The 19,380-nt window shown below is 45.4% G+C and carries 13 protein-coding genes; 3 read left to right on the top strand and 10 right to left on the bottom strand.

All coding sequences use genetic code 11. The features are described 5' to 3' along the window. Positions 1–112: 112 nt before the first annotated feature. Positions 113–1,432 (top strand): TolC family outer membrane protein, encoded by a 1,320-nt coding sequence (locus tag F461_RS17220; RefSeq protein ID WP_020000215.1) that lies wholly within the window; start codon positions 113–115, stop codon positions 1,430–1,432. Between the two features lie 76 nt (positions 1,433–1,508). Then, complete coding sequence (locus tag F461_RS0105830; RefSeq protein WP_020000214.1) at positions 1,509–2,162, top strand: hypothetical protein; 654 nt, start codon at positions 1,509–1,511, stop codon at positions 2,160–2,162. On the opposite strand, the gene F461_RS0105825 is transcribed toward F461_RS0105830, so the two are convergent. Together F461_RS0105825 and F461_RS0105820 are read right to left on the bottom strand one after the other, a co-directional pair. Then, a complete protein-coding gene (locus tag F461_RS0105825) occupies positions 2,159–3,562 on the bottom strand; it encodes a HAMP domain-containing sensor histidine kinase (RefSeq protein WP_020000213.1) in 1,404 nt (467 codons plus the stop codon). The genes F461_RS0105830 and F461_RS0105825 overlap by 4 nt on opposite strands. Then, the gene (locus F461_RS0105820) at positions 3,562–4,251 is read right to left on the bottom strand and encodes a response regulator transcription factor (protein ID WP_020000212.1); all 690 of its coding nucleotides are present in this window, start codon (positions 4,249–4,251) and stop codon (positions 3,562–3,564) included. The genes F461_RS0105825 and F461_RS0105820 overlap by 1 nt, the downstream gene beginning before the upstream one ends. 470 nt (positions 4,252–4,721) lie before the next feature. On the opposite strand from F461_RS0105820, the gene F461_RS0105815 reads away from it, so the two are divergent. Beyond that, the gene (locus F461_RS0105815) at positions 4,722–5,609 is read left to right on the top strand and encodes an NAD(P)-dependent oxidoreductase (RefSeq protein ID WP_020000211.1); all 888 of its coding nucleotides are present in this window, start codon (positions 4,722–4,724) and stop codon (positions 5,607–5,609) included. A gap of 299 nt (positions 5,610–5,908) precedes the next feature. On the opposite strand, the gene F461_RS0105810 is transcribed toward F461_RS0105815, so the two are convergent. From F461_RS0105810 to F461_RS0105770, 8 genes are all read right to left on the bottom strand, one after another. After that, positions 5,909–7,723: a methyl-accepting chemotaxis protein gene (locus F461_RS0105810; RefSeq protein ID WP_026364642.1), complete on the bottom strand. Its 1,815-nt coding sequence runs from the start codon at positions 7,721–7,723 to the stop codon at positions 5,909–5,911. Positions 7,724–8,054: 331 nt separating this feature from the next. Further along, the gene (locus F461_RS0105805; protein ID WP_020000209.1) at positions 8,055–9,872 is read right to left on the bottom strand and encodes a methyl-accepting chemotaxis protein; all 1,818 of its coding nucleotides are present in this window, start codon (positions 9,870–9,872) and stop codon (positions 8,055–8,057) included. A gap of 362 nt (positions 9,873–10,234) precedes the next feature. Continuing rightward, a complete protein-coding gene (gene ldhH, locus F461_RS0105800) occupies positions 10,235–12,379 on the bottom strand; it encodes an L-lactate dehydrogenase (quinone) large subunit LdhH (protein ID WP_020000208.1) in 2,145 nt (714 codons plus the stop codon). 2 nt (positions 12,380–12,381) lie between these two features. Then, a complete protein-coding gene (locus F461_RS0105795; RefSeq protein WP_026364641.1) occupies positions 12,382–12,978 on the bottom strand; it encodes a lactate utilization protein in 597 nt (198 codons plus the stop codon). A 321-nt stretch (positions 12,979–13,299) separates the two neighbouring features. Next, on the bottom strand, positions 13,300–14,373 hold the full coding sequence (locus F461_RS0105790) for a DRTGG domain-containing protein (RefSeq protein ID WP_020000207.1): 1,074 nt from the start codon (positions 14,371–14,373) through the stop codon (positions 13,300–13,302). Positions 14,374–14,489: 116 nt separating this feature from the next. Next, entirely contained in the window at positions 14,490–15,692 is a 1,203-nt protein-coding gene (locus tag F461_RS0105785) for an acetate kinase (protein ID WP_020000206.1), read from the bottom strand. A gap of 26 nt (positions 15,693–15,718) precedes the next feature. Continuing rightward, positions 15,719–17,833 (bottom strand): phosphate acetyltransferase, encoded by a 2,115-nt coding sequence (gene pta, locus F461_RS0105780; protein ID WP_020000205.1) that lies wholly within the window; start codon positions 17,831–17,833, stop codon positions 15,719–15,721. Between the two features lie 250 nt (positions 17,834–18,083). Beyond that, positions 18,084–19,379 carry a (Fe-S)-binding protein gene (locus tag F461_RS0105770; protein ID WP_020000203.1) on the bottom strand — a complete coding sequence of 432 codons (1,296 nt, stop codon included), beginning with the start codon at positions 19,377–19,379 and terminating at the stop codon, positions 18,084–18,086. Position 19,380 lies beyond the last annotated feature (1 nt).

Genomic DNA, 19,380 nt, shown 5'->3' with positions numbered 1-19,380 from the left:
TATAGAAAAAGAGTTGTGTAGGCACGATTTGGGGGGGCGAACCATTTTGTGTCTGATAGTAGGGAGCTTACTTTTTACGGAGTAAGTGAGTGAATATATCAGGAGTGTTTTAATGAGAAGAATGTACGCGTTGTTAGTAATGACTGCGGTACTGTTTGTGTGTGTGAGCGTTGCTTCAGCCGAGATCTCGTTGAAAGATAGTGTACTTGCAACATTGCAAACATACCCGCGTATTGCTGCGTTGGAAAGCGAAAGTAAAGCTGCAAAGCAAGATAATATATCGGCATGGGGAGGCTATCTTCCAGATGTTAATGCGACAGGTTCGTATGGGCCGACACAGCATGACAGCGCTACTACTCGTAGTGAGGGAAGGAAGAATGAATGGCGTGGAGCATTTGATGGCTCTGTTTCAATCTCTCAGCTCATCTACGATGGCCGCTATACGCAGAGCCGTGTTGAGCGTACCGACGCTGCATTCAAATCCTCACAGAGCCAGATTTTAGATGCTGGAGAACGTTTCGGTCTTGATGCTGTTATAGCACACCTTACCGTCATCCGTAACAAAGCGCTTGTTGAGCTTGCTGAAGAAAATGCACAGCAGTATCGCGATATTCTTGCTTCAATGCAGGAACTTGTTGATGCTGGCGGTGGTAGTATTGCTGACCTAACTTTGACTCAGGGACGTTTGGCTCGTGCTCTTGCAACGCTTGCTACACAGCGTAGTGAGATGGAAATTGCCATTGCGCAGTACAAACGTTTAACAGGTATGGAGCCTGAAGGTCTTGAAGATGTAGAAGTTCCTGAAGCTGCGCCTGTAGATATTGAAACTGCTATCATGCGTATGCAGTCCGAAAACCCGCGTCTAGACACTCGTAAATATGAGGTTGATGTGGCTCAGGGGCTTGTTGATGAACGCAAATCAAACTACTACCCTAAAATTACAGGTGAAGGTTCTTACCGTTACACTGAAGATATGCAGGGTGTAGATGATTATACAACTGATTTTCGTTTAGCTGTAGTTGGCAGATGGAACCTCTTTAACGGTGGCAGCGATCTTGCTGCAACACGTGCTGCAATTGCCCGTAAGGTGGCTGCAAAAGAAGACTATCGTGATACTACTGATGATCTGTATCGACAGGTTGTTGCAACTTGGAGTGAACAGAAGGCTGCGTACGAGCAGGTTGAACAGTACAATAGGGCTGTTGGCTTTAACCTTGAAACCCGTGATGTATATGCACAGCAGTTTACTGTTGGTCAGCGCACCTTGCTGGATGTTCTTGACGCTGAAAACGAATTATTTGTTACTCGTGGACGTCTTGTGACTGCAAAAGTAAACGTACTTATTGCTTCTTATCGTCTGCTCGCCCTTGGTGGCGGTCTTGTTTCTTCATTTGGTTTGGAAGCTACTGATTACGTTTCTATGGCTGAATAAAACAAGCTGATTTGAGTGTAAAAGGGGGAGAGTTTTACTCTCCCCCTTTTTTATGCAAAATCTGTGAGGAGTATGCATGGTTTCTTCTAAAAATATCCAGACAGTAGTTCATACGGGAGTTTCTTCGCTTAATTTTGGCGAACAATTTGCCGGAGCACAAAAGCGTATCCTTTTGCATGCAGCTATTTATAACCGGTTTGCAGAAAATACAGCTGTGAGCAGCGCGCTGGAGTTTGCCTTGGCTCATCATAACATTGTATTGCAGGCAATTCTGTTACCTGTGTGGCGCGACATTGTCTGGATGGACGCTGCATGCAAGCTTGTGCGTCCCGAAAGTTCCCGTGCGGAAATGTTGGAAAAAGCTGAGGTGTCACTCAAGTTTTTTTTACGGCTGGCAGCGCAATATCCACAGCAGGTTGTTATCTATGAAGGGCAAACGGTTCCTGCATGTCCCCTCGTGATTGTTGATGACAGCCTCTTTTGTGGGCATTACGTGCATTCTCAGGTGTTGGCACCGGAAGGTGTATGGATGGAAATGACCGCTCCGGTAGAGTCTTTGTTGTCATTAGCAGAGTCCATAGCACAGCGTGAACTAGCCGAAGCGGGTGAAGAACATCTTCTTATAGAACAAAGAAAAGAACTGATTTCTGCTATGCCGCCGCAGGAGCGGGCTATGTTCCGCTATCTGCAAGAATGGAATGCGGCAAAGGGGCCTGTAATACGGCCCTAAGTCTCTGATGTCAGAATGCGCGGGAGGGTGAAGGTAAACAGTATGCCGTCTGTACAGTTTGCAGCGCTTGCTGAACCTTCATGTTGCTCAGCGATTTTTGAAACAAAAGCAAGCCCGAGACCTGTTCCGGGAATATTTTCGCCTTCAGCACGGGCAAAGGGTTCGAAGATGCCAACAAGCTCAGAAGACGTTAGAGTACGGTAGAATGAGTTAACGACTTCTACACTGACAGTTCTGGGGTTGGATACTGTCGCGACTCGAATAAGCCCTTTTTCTGGTGAAAACTTGAGTGCGTTTGCTATCAGGTTGCTGATAGCAAGGTTAACCATTGGGTAGTTACAGGTAATGACACAATCGTAGGAATAGTCAGTTTGCAATGTTAACTGCTTTCTTTCAATAATTGGAGCACTTCTATGTATGAGCTGTTGTACAGTATTGGTAAGATTGCATACACCAAATGCCCCTGTCGGTGCATTTAGTTCTATTTTTGATAGCTTCAAAATTTCTTCAATAAGCTCATCCAGCTCTGCGACTTCGCTCCGTACAGAATTTAAATGCCGTATGGCATCATCGTAATTTTGCTGCTTACAACTAATATAGGCGAGTTCTTCCGCCATCTGAATTCGGGTAAGAGGACTTCGTAGCTCGTGCGATATGTTTGCGGTGAGTTCATGACGGAAGCGAGTCATCTGCTCGAGGTTGTCTGCCATACTGTTAAATGTTCTGGACAGACGGCCAATCTCGTCATCATCAACTGGTATAACGCGTTCAGAAAGATCACCGGTGGCAAAGTTAATGACTTTTGCTTCTAATTCTTTAAGTGGGCGTAGTGTCCGCGCAATCAGTGGAAGTACGATCAGCCCAAGAAGAAGGCCTGTTCCCGCAGTCGGCACCAGAAAATCGATAAGAATTTTGTGTGATGGCCATGTCTTCTGTTGGATAATAACTACTTTTCCCTTGCCGTTCCATAATGAAATTGGAAAGATGAGTGCTAGTAGCTCTCCCGTCTTGCGGGAATTGAAAAACGCTTGTTGGATGCCATCGTTACGTGTTTTTAACGATAAGAGCGTGTGTTCAGGGATAATCTTGTCCGGATCAGTGACAATGATCCCGGTGGGGGTGACAACCCAGAGATATTCGGCTTGAAGGGTTTGTTGTATGCTGGGAAGAATACGCGAAATTTCTTTTTTTGTTTCAGTAGCATCACGGCACGGGATACTGCTGAGAGCCGCAAATTTTGTATTGAGAAGTGTCGAAATTATCGGGAGAGAACGGAGTATAGACCGTTCTGCGTCTCGGTGCATTGTTACAGAGAACAGGATGATGTAGGTTGCCAAACTGAGCGCAAGAATCAAAAGAAACGTTGCGGTCAGCTTAGCAGATATAGATTTAAGTAGCATTAATCACTCAGGAACATGTACCCTTTTCCCCACACAGTACGGATTCGGTGAGCATGCTCGTTGAATGGTTTTAAGATGTTGCGCAGCTTAGAAATGTGCACATCAATACTACGGTCATACGCATTGAATTCACGTCCCCAGACTTTGGTCATGAGATCATCGCGGGAGAACTCGTGGTTTGGGTTGCGCATGAGTTCTGCCATGAGTTTGGTTTCAGTCGGGGATAACGTGATTTGCTCATTCTCAATAATGAGAATTTGTCTGCTTGCTTCAAGTGCAAGGCCGGCACATTCTATCTGATGTGAAGTTGTTTTTGCTGTGCTGTTGTCAAATCGGCGTAAAATAGCCTTGATGCGGGCAAGAAGTTCCCGTGGGTTGAAAGGCTTGGAAAGGTAGTCGTCTGCCCCCAGTTCCAGACCAACAATACGGTCTGCATCGTCACCGCGTGCGGTAAGCATAATGACTGGGATAATGGATTCCGTACGGATATCACGGAGGACTTCCAAGCCGTCTTTGCCCGGGAGCATGACGTCAAGAATGATAAGGGACGGAGCAATGTTGCGGATGGTTGAAAGAGCATCGTGCCCATCAGATGTGGACACAATGTTAAAGCCTGAATTTTCGAGGTATTCAGTTAAAAGATCTTGCAACTTAGCATCGTCATCGATGATCAGAATTGTTTGTTCCATGGGTATGCACTTGGTTATGTTGTTTCATGTCTGTAAGACATGCGTTTTTTTAAGAAACACTAATGTTGCAGCAGGGGGCCGATTGCTAAAGCTACTTTTGTAACACTGACTTTAGCATATGTCGGAAGACAACATTAGTTGGCAAGTGTAGATTAACGTTGAAAAACGTTTCCTGATAACGGGAAGAGCGTGTGTTGAGTGCTCTGCTGTGATGATTGAAAGTCGTTGGTTATCAGGTAAATTGCTTTTGGGTTATATAAGAAAAAAGTATAGAAATAAATACGCAACCCGCAATTGTATTAAAAACATTGTAACGTAAGAATATCATTATATCTTATGATCTAATAAAAAATCAGATTGTGTAATTATCTTACCTTTATGTTATAACTCTTTTTGTTTCAATGGGATACATTAAAAGTTGTAAAATCAAGATTAGGGTTAGTGTATCAATAGCAGGTTACGGAGGACTAATGAGTATTACATCAAAGCGCATTGGGTGGATTGGAACAGGCGTAATGGGTAAATCCATGTGCAAGCATTTGATTACATCCGGTTGTACAGCTTTCGTATACAACCGTAGCGCAGAAAAAACGAAAGAACTTACCGAACTTGGTGCGACATTGTGCAGTTCCCCTGCAGAAGTTGCAGCGAATAGTGATGTTGTTTTTACCATTGTTGGTTTTCCTCAAGATGTTGAAGAGGTTATTCTTGGAGAAAATGGGGTTATTGCAAACGCCAAAGAGGGTACAATTATTGTTGATATGACTACATCAACACCTTCTCTGGCAAAGCGTATTGCTGAGGTTGCAGCCTCTAAGAGTATGGCGGCATTGGATGCTCCTGTATCTGGTGGAGATTTAGGAGCGCGGGAAGGGACATTAGCCATTATGGTTGGTGGTGATTTGGCTACCTATGAGACAGTGCTTCCTCTTTTTGAAATGATGGGAAAAAATGTTCAGCGGATGGGCGAATCCGGAGCCGGGCAGCATTGCAAGATGGCAAACCAGATTTTGATTGCTGGAACCATGATTGGTACTGTTGAATCTCTTCTTTATGCAGCTAAGGCTGGAATGGACTTAGATCAGGTGATCGATGTTATTGGCAGTGGTGCCGCAGGTTCTTGGTCCATTAACAACTTAGGCCGACGTATTGCTAAAAAGGATTTTGATCCGGGATTCTTTATCAAACACTTTGTTAAAGATATGGGCATTGCGCTTGAAGAAGCTGCTAAGATGAATTTGGCTCTTCCGGGACTCGCAATGGCAAATCAATTCTATGTGGCAGCAAAAGCACAAGGATTGGAAAACTTAGGTACACAGGGGTTGTATAAGGTCTTTGAGACTATGAATCAGGCTTAGTATTGCTTTCGCTGTGATATTTGTCTTTGACGACTAAAGAGAATCTTCTCGACAGAAGGTTCTCTTTTTTTGGGCGATCTCATTAGGTTAGTTATGTTCCTCTATCTTTCAAGAAATGAAAGGGGCTGTCTTTCGTACTAAAGACAGCCCCTTGGGCCATTCGAGTCAGTAGCGTTAAGGCATTCGCGAGATTATCAACGGCGTTTTTTGAAGGGGGGCTTGCCGAGATAAAAAAGCGAGGGTGAACATTATTCGTTTTGCCTAAAGCACTGCTCGTCTACAGGTTGAATCGAAAATTATTAGGCTGACTCTTCTTTAAGTTCGAAGATGATTTCTTGTAGGTTGCGCGCTTCTTCATGCAATGTAGATACATTTTGCTCGGCGTTTGCAGCCATTGAGCGCGATTCGTTTGCAATAACGTTAATTTCTTCAATTGATCTGGTAATTTCTTCAGACGCGGCTGATTGTTCTTCTGCAGCTGTTGCAATGGATTGCACCTGTGCTGCGGCTGCATCGGCCATTTCAACAATTGACTCTAGCATTTCTCCAGAAACCTGCGAGCGCTGTGCTGTAGATTGCATTGCTTCTGCAGACTGTTCCATGCCCGTGATGTTTTTTTGCGCAAGCTGCTGAATAGTTTTGATGCTGTTGCCAACTTCGTTTGTGGCACCCATGGTTTTTTCTGCAAGTTTGCGAACTTCGTCTGCTACGACAGCGAACCCGCGTCCGGCATCGCCTGCACGTGCTGCTTCAATTGCGGCATTGAGTGCAAGCAAGTTTGTCTGGTCTGCGATGTCATTAATTATGGTCATCACCTGACCGATTGCATCAGACTCTTTGCCAAGCAGATTCATGTTTTCTTGTAGTTCGCTTGTAGTTTTTTGCAGTTCGTTAATGGCACCGATGGTGTCATTGACAACCGTTTGCCCTTCAGCAGCCTGACGTCGGGAACGCTCTGTTCGTTCTGAAGCGTCACTTGCATTGCGTGCGACCTCAAGCACCGTTGCGTTCATTTCTTCCATGGCAGTTGCTGTTTCGCTGATACGGCGAAGTTGAACATCCGCCCCCTGCTCGAGCTGGCGGCTGGTTGCTGCAAGATCAGTTGAACTGGCGTTAATACTTCCTACAAGTCCTGTAAGACGCTCTGCTGCGGTATTAATCCCTTTACTGGTGGCAACCGCTGCTTGTTGCATTGCCTCTTCCGCTCTTGCTGCTGCCTCACGGGCGATAGATGCTTGATGTTGTGCTTCTTTTTCTTTGGCTGCCATGTCTTCAGCATTATCACGTAATGTTTCCGCCATGACCATAAGAGATGACTGAAGGGTTGCAATTTCATCATTCCCTTCAACTTTAATGGCGACATTAAGGTTTCCATCTGCAATTTGTTCTGCAACCTCGTTAGCCTGCTGAACAGGAGCAACAATGGAGCGAACAAGGAAAATACAGAATGGGGCAAATCCGAATAGGAGAACAACTCCGATAATCGAAAACTGCATCAGCATACTTTGTTTCATAGCGTCATCAAATTCGGCTTGAAGTACATGTTTCTGCCGTTCAATATTATCTATATAAACACCAGTTCCAAGCCAGCATTGTGTTCCCGGAATCTTTTCTGCGTAGGCAAGTTTAGGCTGGTCTCCCTGGCCTGGTTTGTTAAAGACATATTGCACAAACGCACCGCCGGAAGTTGCAGCTTTTTCTAATTCAAGAACATAGGCTACGCCGTTCTTATCTTTTGCATGTCCTGCGTCTTGACCGATTAACTTTTTTTGAATTGGATGGGCAACGAATGTAGTGCCTTCCGAGGCAAAGAAATACCCGGAGCTATCCTTTTTGAACCGAACTTTTTCGATTGCATTTTGAATAATACGGTGCTGTTCGTTCTTATCGCTGATTCCGTTAAACTGCGAACTGATGGCGGTGGCTAAAGCATGTGTCGCAATTTTAAGTGATTCTTTTTCTTCATCAAGCATCAGTTTTTGCAAATGGTGAATTGCTTCGTCATTTGATTGCATTGTTGAGCGCGCATTGAATAGGAGTATTCCTAAAATGAACAGTAAGAAAACTGCTAATAGTAGAAATACACGTATTCTAATAGTTATTTTTCTAAACATGTAGGCCCCCTTGTGGGTAAAGCATTTTGCATTTGCAGTAATACTCTTATCGGTGTGGGTGTCGTAAGGTTAACAAGTTTTTTGAAAAAAAATGTAAATAATACAAGAAGTTGAATGCTTAAACAAAATGGTTCAACCAATTGTTATAGTTACAATTAATTCATATTTGCTACGTGATAACATCTGTTATTGCTGAAGCTGGAGCGTTACCAAATGACTTTAGTTCGAGCCAGAAATGTTAGACGGAGTGCAGCACAATTAGAAATGAAGAAAGGCTGCCCTGCTAATACAGGACAGCCTTTTTAAGGGCAGTATGTTCTAGTGTTACAATTTATCGCGCTGCTTCTTCTTTAAGTTCGAAGATAATCTCCTGAAGGTTGCGTGCTTCGTCATGCAGAGTAGATACGCTTTGCTCGGCGTTGCTAGCCATTGAGCGTGATTCGTTTGCAATAGCGTTGATCTCTTCAATAGATTTGGTGATTTCTTCAGACGCGGCTGATTGTTCTTCCGCAGCTGTTGCAATGGATTGCACCTGTGATGCGGCTGCATCGGCCATCTCAACGATCGACTCAAGCATCTCTCCAGAAACCTGTGAGCGTTGTGCCGTGGATTGCATCGCATCTGCAGATTGTTCCATGCCTGTGATGTTTTTTTGCGCAAGCTGCTGAATAGTGTTGATGCTGTTACCGACTTCGTTTGTGGCGCCCATGGTTTTTTCTGCAAGTTTGCGGACTTCGTCTGCTACGACAGCGAACCCGCGTCCGGCATCGCCTGCGCGTGCTGCTTCGATTGCAGCGTTAAGAGCAAGCAAGTTTGTCTGGTCTGCGATGTCATTAATTATAGTCATCACCTGACCGATTGCATCAGACTCTTTGCCAAGCAGATTCATGTTGTTTTGCAATTCGCTTGTGATTTTCTGCAGTTCGTTAATGGCACTGATGGTGTCGTTGACAACCGTTTGCCCTTCAGCAGCCTGACGTCGGGAACGCTCTGTACGTTCTGCAGCGTCACTTGCATTGCGGGCAACCTCAAGCACTGTTGCGTTCATTTCTTCCATGGCAGTTGCTGTTTCACTGATACGGGTAAGTTGAACTTCTGACCCCTGCTCGAGTTGGCGGCTGGTTGCCGCAAGGTCAGTTGAACTGGCGTTAATGCTGCCTACGAGTCCTGTAAGGCGCTCTGCTGCGGTATTAATACCTTCACTGGTGGCAACTGCTGCTTGCTGCATTGCTTCTTCTGCTTTTGCTGCGGCTTCACGGGCAATAGAAGCTTGGTGCTGTGCTTCTTTTTCCTTGGCTGCCATGTCATCATTATTTTCGCGCAATGTTTTTGCCATGACCGTAAGGGATGCTTGAAGGGCTGAAACTTCATCGTTCCCTTCTGTCCTAATGGTGACATTAAGATTTCCATTAGCGATCTGCTGGGCAACCTCGTTTGCGTCCTGAACGGGCGTAACGATAGAACGAACAAGGAAAAGACAGAATGGTGCCAGTCCGAAAAGAAGGATACAACCTATGAAGGAAAGCTGGATGAGCATGTTATGCTTCATACTGTCATCCAGTTCTGCTCGAAGTATTTGTCCGTCTTTCTCAATATTATCAATGTAAACGCCTGTTCCTACCCAATATTGAGTTCCAGGAATCGCTTCTGCGTAGGCAAGTTTCGGTTGATCACCTTGTCCCGGCTTGTTGAAAACGTATTGGACAAATGCACCACCGGAAGCTGCAGCATTTTTTAATTCCCGAACGTAGTACACACCATTTTTATCTTTTACCTGGCCTAAGTCTTTGCCGATAAGGCTTTTTTTCGTTGGTAGTGCAACGTTGGTAGTGCCTTCGTATACAAAGAAGTAGCCGGAGTTATCTTTTTTAAATCGAGCTGTTTCTACTGAGTCTTGAATAATTCGGTGCTGTGTCTCTTTGTCGCTGATTCCGTTGAGATGAGAGCTGATGGCGAGTGCTAAGGAGTGGGTTGCGACTTTGAGTGTGTCTTTTTCTCCATTCAGCATAATTTTCTGTAAATGAAGAACTGCATCGTCGTTTGACTGCATTGTTGAGCGTGCATTGAAAAGAAGTATCCCTAAGATGAACAGTAAGAAAACTGCTAAAAGTAGAAATACACGGGCTCTAATAGTTATTTTCCTAAACATGTTGTCCCCTTGAGTGAAAATCTATCCAGTGTTGTCGTAATAGGCTTATCGGCAAGAGCGATGTAAAGTTAATAACTCTATTAAAAAAAATAAATAAAAGACAGAGTTATTGTAGTTTGTTTTAGTTTTTAGTTGTTTGTTACAGTTAGTATAAGTAAGAATACGTTCTTATTCATTGGTTCTTGGCAAATGGTTCAATATTGCGTCATAGCAATAGCAACATTTGAAATACCATAGGGAATATTTATTTCTGCGAGTATAAATAAGTTTATTCTGTGCTACGGGTACTACAGCGAAATGTAACTGAATAAAAAAAAAGGGGCGCAGATGCGCCCCTTTTTGATTCAATGCGAAGGTCAGTATTACTTGAGATTCTCTGCGAGAAGCTCAGCAATGTGGGTGACTTTCATGTCGTTTTTACGAACATTGGAGCCGCCGCGCAGGTGCAGGATACAGCCCGGGCAGTCTGCAACAAGGCGTTTAGCGTTAGTTGCTTCAATGTTGGTAAGTTTTTTGTCCAGAAGGGTAGAAGACAGTTCCGGGAATTTAACGGTGAAAGTTCCGCCAAAGCCACAACATACATCTTCTTCCGCAGAAGGAGCGTAATCGCCAGCCATTTCGATAAGGTTACGAGGCTGTTCAACAACTTTGAGTTCACGACAGAGGTGACAAGATGAGTGGTATGCAACTTTTTCATCAGACTTGTTGAAGTCGTCAGTTGTAACACCCAATACGTCATGAACGTAAGATGAGAAGTCGATGATCTTAGCAGAGAAACGTTTTACTTTTTCTTTGTAGCCCGGTTCGTCTGCAAGGAGTTCTCCGTAGCCTTCTTTCAAATGGGAAGCACAAGAAGCACAAAGGGTGACGATGTAATCGCAGTTAGCGCCTTCAAATGCATCAACGTTCTGTTTAGCAACGTCGATGGTAGCCTGTTTTTCACCCATCATCTGAACAGGGAGACCACAACAGCTCTGATCCATTGGGAAGTCGATAGCAACGTTATGACGAGCAATAACTTTTACTGCAGCTTCCATCTGCTCTGGGTATACAAAGTCCTGAACACAGCCTGAGAAAAGAGCAACGCGGTGGTCCGGATTGTGTACCATTGGCTTAATTGCTTTGAAGCGATCGCGGAACGGCTTATCAGCAATGGTCGGGAAAGAACGGAAGCCCTGATCTTTCATGAACATAAGCGGAAGGTGACGCAGGAATGGACCCTGTTTCATTGGAGCCTGTGCCCATTTACCGAAGCGGAGCAGGGAGTGGAACAGTTTGCGGTTTTTGAGAACCTTACCGAGAAGGTTGGTCTCAATAGGCATACCGTTGTCCTGATTGATGCGGGCACGGAGTTCTTTAATAAGACCTGGAAGATCAATACCGCCAGCACACACGCTCTTACATGCACCACAGTTGATACAGTTATGAACGAGGTTTTTCGCTTTTTCTTCACCGTGGAAGAAGTAGGTGAGAATGAGGCCGATAGCGCCGATGTAAATGTGACCCATTTTGTGGCCGCCAACGAGACGGTAAACAGGACAAACGTTCGCACAGGCACCACAGCGTACGCAGCGGAAAATCTGAGAGAACATTTCATCTTCTGCAATTTTAGAACGACCGTTATCAAGGAAAACGATGTGCATTTCTTTTTTGGCATCTTCGCCAATAGCACATTCGTTTGCACCGCCGATCCAAGTTACGTAGGAGGTCAGAGCCTGACCGGTAGCGTTACGCGGGAGTGCCTTAAGGGCAGTCAGAGCGTCAGTCAGCTTAGGTACGAGCTTGTCGATACCTGCAATTGCTACGTGGATGCGTGGAGCTGTGGTGGTAAGACGAGCGTTACCTTCGTTTGTTGCGATACCAATGTGACCGTTTTCAGCAACACAGAAGTTAGCACCGGAAACACCCATGTCTGCATCAGCAAAGTCACGGCGCAGTTCACGACGAGCAACTTTAGTAAGTTTTACAGGGTCAGAATCAAGTTTCTGGCCAGTGCGTTTGGAGAAGAGATCCTGAACCTGGTAACGGGAAAGGTGAATTGCAGGCATAACCATATGGGAAGGGCCCTCATGGCGCATCTGAATGATCCATTCACCAAGGTCAGTTTCTACAACATTGAAGTTTTCGTCTTCGAGGTAGTGGTTAAGAAGAGTTTCTTCAGAAGTCATGGACTTAGATTTGATGATCTTCTTAACGTTGTTGTCTTTTGCAATTTTAGCGATGATGCTGTTAGCTTCTTCAGCGTCTTTTGCAAGGTGAACATGAACGCCGCGTTTTTCAGCTTCTTCTGTGAACTGTTTTAACAGTGCTGCATGGTTTTTTACAGCATAGTCTTTACAGTCAGCAATTTTACCGATGAGTGCTCTTTCGTCGATGCCGGCAAAAGCTTTTGCACGGTTTTCACGGTACCCAACAGCAAAAGCGTCCATGGCTTTACGCAGAAACTCGTTATCAAGAGCTTCCTGCATGTCTTCACGATATTCTTTAAGATTTTCAGCATTATGCATGATTAGTCCTCCAGGAGAAGAATGTGGAGTTCGAGTGGGCCGTGTGCACCGATAGCAAGTGTGCGTTCGATGTCAGCGGTACGGCTTGGGCCGGTGATAACAGCGGTGTAGGCAACGCCACTCATCAGTTCGAGCAGAAGCTGTTCTGCTGCGATGGAGTCCTCGAATATTTTGGAAGCCGGAAGCACAGCGATATGTACTTCGGAAACCATGGTTGCGAGGCGCAGTTCTTCTCCGTTGGACTGCTGAACGATAGAGCCAGTTTCAATGAATCCTGCGTCAGCAATGGTGAATCCGGCGTCGATGCCAGCCATGTAGTTGCGCATACCGGATTTGATAAGCTTTACGCCTTTAGCTTCACAAGCTTTTGCGAGAGCTGCGTACTGATCATCGGAAAGTTCTGGGGCAGCCATAATTTTTTCTTCAGCAAATTCTGGCTGTGCTGCGTCTGGGCTGGAAGGAATAAGAAGTTCGCATGGATTTTTTTCTGCAACGTAGTTTGCAGCGTATGCAAACGCTTCATCCATGGACTTAATGCTGGTAACTTTAGCTGCTACCAGTTTTGCTTTTTCGCAAAAAAGCTCTTTCATGTCGCTCATGTGACACTCCTGAGACTATGGCATTCCATAGGAATACCGCTGAACATACCCTTCACCGCTGCATCCTGAAACGAGTCAGGCGGTTTTGGTGTATGCAGAACAGCAACCGTAAAGGTTGTAGAATCTCCTCATCGGATGAATGTCGTACAGAATTCGGTCTTCCGGACAAATTCAGCAAAGCGGCAACTAGTAGGCTTTGCTCGTACGGGACACTCAACTTTTCTGCCGGGATCTAGAATGACAGCAGAAAAGTAATGCATATGCAGTAATGCAATCCGTACTTGCTTTGTGGCAACTAATTCGGTCGGGCTGGGCGTAATGCTATTCAGAGTTCAGTGACAGTTTTTGACACAACAAATTGTAATTGAACGCGTTATCAACAAGTTCAGCGCCGCGTTTAATTTTTACCAGTTCACGAAGTTTTTGGCTGTTCAGAATAAGTTCCATACATTTTGCAACAGTATAGGTATCTTCTGAAACCTGAATCACAGGTACACCAAGTTGTTCGGAGCGGGTACGTACAATTTCGTTAGGAGTAATGTTGCCTGTCACAATAAGACAAGGACAGCCACCTTCCATAGCGATAAGCTGTAAGTCTGTTCTGTCACCACCAACAATGGTGGCAAGATTGGATGACTGGCGGAAATATGTCATGAAGTTTTCCACCTGCATTGTACCAATCAGGAAGTTCTGAATTATTCGCTGGGATTGAGAATTTCCTGAGATAATTTTCCCTTTGAGCCGCCAGGCGAGCTCTGATGCTTTAATGGCGTTAAGCATAGGGTCGCGAGGAACAGTACCAAACACATTAACATCGTTTCTATTTAAGAAAGGAATCAGAATGTCTTCAGTATCGCGTGAAAAATCTTCAGGAACATCGTTAAAAAGCACTCCGAGCATGTCGTCGCCGAGTGTTTTCTTTATATTGAGAACAGCATCGTAGTTAAGCCTGTTTCGGTGATAGCGATCAACGAGTAATGTTTTCAATCCAAGCTGTTTCGACAGTGTAATGCCATCCACACCCCTGTGGGTGCCGGTATACTGGATGGAGCCACAACCGCCGACAAGCATAACGTCTTTGTCTTTAGAAATGGTGTTGTAGGCACTCTGGATGGCGGCCAGAGCGTCTGTTTCATCTGAGAGGGTAGTGGCTCTCAGGTTGTCTGGAATAATTACCGGCGTAAGTATATCTGGAGAAATCTCGAGACCGAGAAGTTCCTGGATGACTAAGGCGTCTTCATCCCCGAAGACATCGTCAACTCGTTTGGGAATAGAACCCACAGGCTTCATGTAACCAACACGCATGCCACGTCGTTGCATCTCAAGCCCTAAAGCCATCAATACAATATTTTTTCCCGCAAATGCGTCTGTAGAGCCTATGTAAATTCCGATCATGTATTCCCTCCCAAAGAAGATGCTTCGGGATATACCTCTTTCGGTAAAATGGCAAATACCGGAGCAGAAACCGGCACGTTTCTGCTCCGGATTATCTTCGCAAATAAACTGAAATACTAACCGAGTACTTTTACAGTAGCCTGAGCGATTTCGAGTTCTTCGTTGGTTGGAATAACAAGGATTTCTGTCTTGCCACCACCATTCAAAGAACGCTCAGTGCCACGACGGGTAGCGTTTTCTTCGGTATCAATTTTGAGACCGAAGAGGTCCATGTCTGCACAAACCATTTCGCGAACGATGTCGTCGTTTTCACCGATACCGGCAGTAAACACGATAGCGTCAACATTGCCGAGTGCTGCAAAGTAGGAACCAACGTATTTTCTGATGCGGTAAACAAACATGTCGAGAGCAGTTTCAGCTTTTGTATCGCCGTTATCAACTGCAGCGTGGATATCGCGCATGTCGCTCATGCCGCAGATACCGAAGAGACCGGACTGTTTGTTCATGAGGGTGTCAACTTCTTCACCGGTAAGACCTTTACGCTCCATGATGAAAGGAACGAGAGCAGGGTCGATATCACCACAACGGGTACCCATCATGAGGCCTTCGAGAGGAGTAATACCCATAGTGGTATCAACACATTTGCCTGCTTTTACAGCAGACATGGAGCAGCCGTTACCGAGGTGACAGATAACGAGGTTAACGTCTTCTGGTGCTTTACCGAGGAATTTAGCTGCTCTTTTAGCAACAAAACGGTGGGAAGTACCATGGAAGCCGTAACGACGAATTCTGAGATCTTCGTAAAGCTCGTATGGAAGCGGGTAGAGAAATGCTTTTTCAGGCATAGTCTGATGGAATTCGGTATCGAATACACCAACGTTAGGAGTGCCCGGGAAAAGGTGTTCACAAACTTCAATGCCAGCAAGGTTTGCAGGGTTGTGCAAAGGACCGAGTGGAATGTATTTGCGGATGATTTCTTTTACTTCGTCAGTTACTTTTACAGATTCTTTGATCTCTTCACCACCGAGGAGTACACGGTGGCCGATTGCGTAGATCTCAGATCTGTCTTTGATCACGCCGTCGTTTTCGTCGGTGAGCAGGTCAACAACACGCTTCATAGCGGTTTCGTGATCTGCAAATGGCTCGTCGATAACAACTTTACGCTCGTCATCAGTATCTGGAGCAAGCTTGTTAACAAGTTTACCCATATCCTGACCGATACGTTCTACGAGACCGGAACAAAGAGCGGTTTCGTTTTCCATATTGATCAGCTGAAATTTGAGGGAAGAAGAGCCGGAGTTAATTACGAGTACGTTCATCTATTTTTATCCTTTAAATGGCTTGGCTAGATAAGCCCTTTTTCTGCCTGTGCCTGAATTGCTGTAATGGCAACAGTGTTTACAATATCTGGTACGGTACAACCGCGAGACAAGTCGTTAACAGGCTTATTGAGTCCCTGCAAGACCGGACCGATTGCCACTGCATTTGCAGCACGCTGTACAGCTTTGTAAGTGTTGTTACCAGTATTCAGGTCAGGGAAAATAAATACGGTGGCCTTACCGGCAACTTTTGAATCAGGAAGCTTGGTTGCAGCAACGTCAGCGTCGATCGCAGCATCATACTGGAGTGGGCCTTCCAGCTCGAGATGAGGAGCGCGTTCATGTGCAATTCTTGTTGCTTCAATAACTTTCTCAACGTCTGCACCCTTACCGGAAGAACCGGTGGAGTAGGAAAGCATTGCAATGCGTGGGTCGACATTGAAGATGCGTGCAGTGTCTGCAGAACCTATTGCGATTTCAGCAAGCTGTTCAGAGGTAGGGTTCGGGTTAACTGCGCAGTCACCGAATACGAGAACACGGTCTTTAAGACACATGAGGAAAACGGAAGAAACAATGGAAGCTTCCGGTTTGGTTTTAATAAACTCAAACGCAGGGCGAATTGTGTGGGCAGTGGTGTTAACCGCACCGGATACCATGCCGTCTGCATCGCCTTTTTTAACCATCATGGTGCCGTAGTAGGTGGTATCACACATGGTATCACGAGCGTGTTCCATGCTGATGCCTTTTTTCTTACGTGCTTCAAAGTAGGTTTCTACGTAGTCTTCAAAATTAGGCGCAAGTTCCGGCTGGATAATCGCAACATCAGAGAGCTGAAGACCTAAGTCAGAAATTTTCTGCTTAACAACATCAATATTGCCAAGGAGAATGATTTCTGCAACGCCGCGACGGTTGAGCATTTCAGCTGCACGCAAAATGCGTTCTTCCTGACCTTCAGGGAGAACAATGCGCATTTTGTTAGCTTTAGCCTTTTCAATAAGGTTAAACTCAAACATCTTCGGCGTAATTTTGTCAGATTTACGGGAGATAACGCGACGGGAAATTTCAGCTGTGTCTACGTTGTCTTCGAAAATACCGAGGGCAGTAGCAACGCGGCGGCTATCCTGCGGGTCAATTCTACCGTAAAGCTGGTTCAGAACCTGAATAGCAAGGTAGGTGTGCTGTTTAACGCTGACTACAGGAATCGGCGCAGCAGACCAGCCTTCTACAAGGCGGCGAACATTTTTTGCCATCTCAAGACCGCCGGTGAGAACGATACCGGAGATATCCGGGTATGCGGAAGACATACGGGATGCGAGGGCAGAAATAATGATGTCAGAACGGTCGCCAGGAGTAATAACAAGACTGGCTTCTGTGACGTAGTCGAGGAAGTTACCAATCTGCATTGCAGCAACGCACAGGTCGTCTACACGGGAATCAAGACGGTCTTCACCGTAAACAACTTCACCTTCAAGCCAGTCCGCCACGTCTTTCATGGTTGGTTTGCTTAAGGTTGGTTCTTCAGGAATGATGTAAACAGCAAGTGCTTTTTCCGCACCTTCTTTAGTGCCGAGCTGGGAAATAATGTCAGCACAATGTGCGGAGGTTACTTCTGCACGGTTGATAACAGCAGCGACAATATCGAGTCCTTTATCTTCAAGGGAATCGAGTGTGAGCTTAGTAGAGCTGATGATCTCTTCACAGTCCTGTTTCTGTCCGTTGACAACAACAAGAACAGGAGAGCCTAAGTTTGCGGCGATATCTGCGTTGAGATCGAATTCGAATGCTGCATCTTTGCCAAGAAAGTCTGTTCCTTCGCAAAGAACAAAATCGTATTTGTTGGCAAGCTGAGTGTATTTGTTGAGAATATTTTCAAGCAGCATGGAGCGTTGACCGTTGTTGATCAATTCACGTGCCTGATTGAGCGTGTACGCGTAGGTATCCTCGTAAGGGATATCCATACCGAAATATTCAAGAATAAGGTTAATGTCGTGGTCTTTTTTACCGGTTTCATCATCGTTGATGATAGGGCGGAAGAACGCAACGTTGCTAATGTCTTTGGTAAGCAACTGCATCATGCCGAGAACAACAGCAGATTTACCTGTTCTTGCTTCGGTAGCTGTAATGTAAAGGTTGTGGGACACTATGGACTCCTTGCATATCCATTGATACTAGCCAAAATTATCGAACCTGCATCCCCAGAACCGCTTCCTGGAGAATACTTCTGCAGACCGATGACAAACCCGTACATTGCCTGATGCAGTAGAAAATTCAAGCTGTTACGCAATATTGTTTGCGTATTGGCAAGAAGCATTCCCGCATTCCGACAATGTACGGATTTGTTTCAGTCTGTAAGTTCAGGACGTCGTCACTGAACCATAAATCGCAAAGCGACTATAGGGTTTCAGCGTAGAGTTCGATGCTATGCTTTACTTCTACGTCGTCGCCGTTTTGTGAAAGCATATCGTTCAGTTGCATCATACAAGCCGGACAGCCTGTGGATACAACATTAGCACCCGTCTCAATAACGTTGTTACGTTTACGTCCCCCGATCTTTTTAGAAAGATCATAGTGGTATAATGTAAAGGTACCGCCACATCCACAGCAGCGATCCGCTTCATTCATTTCTACCAGTTCGTAGTTGCTGTTCATGCGGATAAGGTCACGTGGCTGTTCTGCTACGCCGAGGCCCTTCTTAAGGTGACAAGAGTCATGGAAGGTTACCTTTTTTCCGCCCTTAGGTGCTTCACCTTCCGGCTTAACACCCAGAACATCTACGAGGAATTCGTTGATATCCATTGCTTTAGCAGCAATTTTTTCAATTTTTCTCTGCATGTCGGCCGGGTACTCTTTACCGTACTTAGGCCAGTATTTCATGATGGTGGAAATACAGGAACCGCAAGGAGCAACAATATAATCGTATTCGCCCTCTGCAAAGATTTCTGTATTGTATTTCACCATCTTATCATAGGCTTTTTTATCACCTGCAGAAAGAGCAGGGATACCACAACACGCCTGAGTTGCGGGCATCCAGACACCAACTCCGTGGTGTTTAAATACCTTCAGACATGCTTCACCCATGTTGGTGTACATCTTATCAGCTACACAGCCAGGGAAGAAGAGAACTCGGATGCCGGATTTTCCAGCTGGAGTATCAATAGTACCATATTTAGCGTGCAGTGACTTTTTAGCAACCGGATTAAAATGACGGTTACCGATAAATGGCTCGAGTAAAGGTGCTTTACGGGTACCCTGTTTTTCTGATGCCTTAGATGTCATGAGGTTCTGGAATTTAGAACCGAAATCGAGAAGCATGTTAAAGAGCTTAGGGTTACCTACCATGCCGCGCAGGATAGCTTTCTTCACTGGGGAAAGGCCCATGTACTGGTTCACAATAGTACGAGCCTTAATGAAGATATCACTGATCTGTACACCGGAAGGACAGTTAGCGCCACAGGAACCACAGAGCAGACAGCGGTTCAGGGCTTCCTGAACACCTTCTGCATCGTTGATGAGTTCTGCTGCAAGACGTTCGAGCAGGGCAATTTTACCACGGGTTACGTCAGACTCCTTCATAGTTTCGGAGAAAACTGGACATACAGCCTGACACATGCCGCACTTCATGCAGGCAACCATCTGATCGTCCAGCTCCTGAAGGAGCTTCGCAAGTTTTGTAAGATCTGCTGACATA

The sequence above is a fragment of the Halodesulfovibrio aestuarii DSM 17919 = ATCC 29578 genome (assembly GCF_000384815.1).
Taxonomy (GTDB): Bacteria; Desulfobacterota; Desulfovibrionia; order Desulfovibrionales; family Desulfovibrionaceae; genus Halodesulfovibrio; species Halodesulfovibrio aestuarii.
The sequence above is the reverse complement of the archived record's forward strand: the minus strand, read 5'-3'. Positions and strand labels throughout refer to the sequence as shown.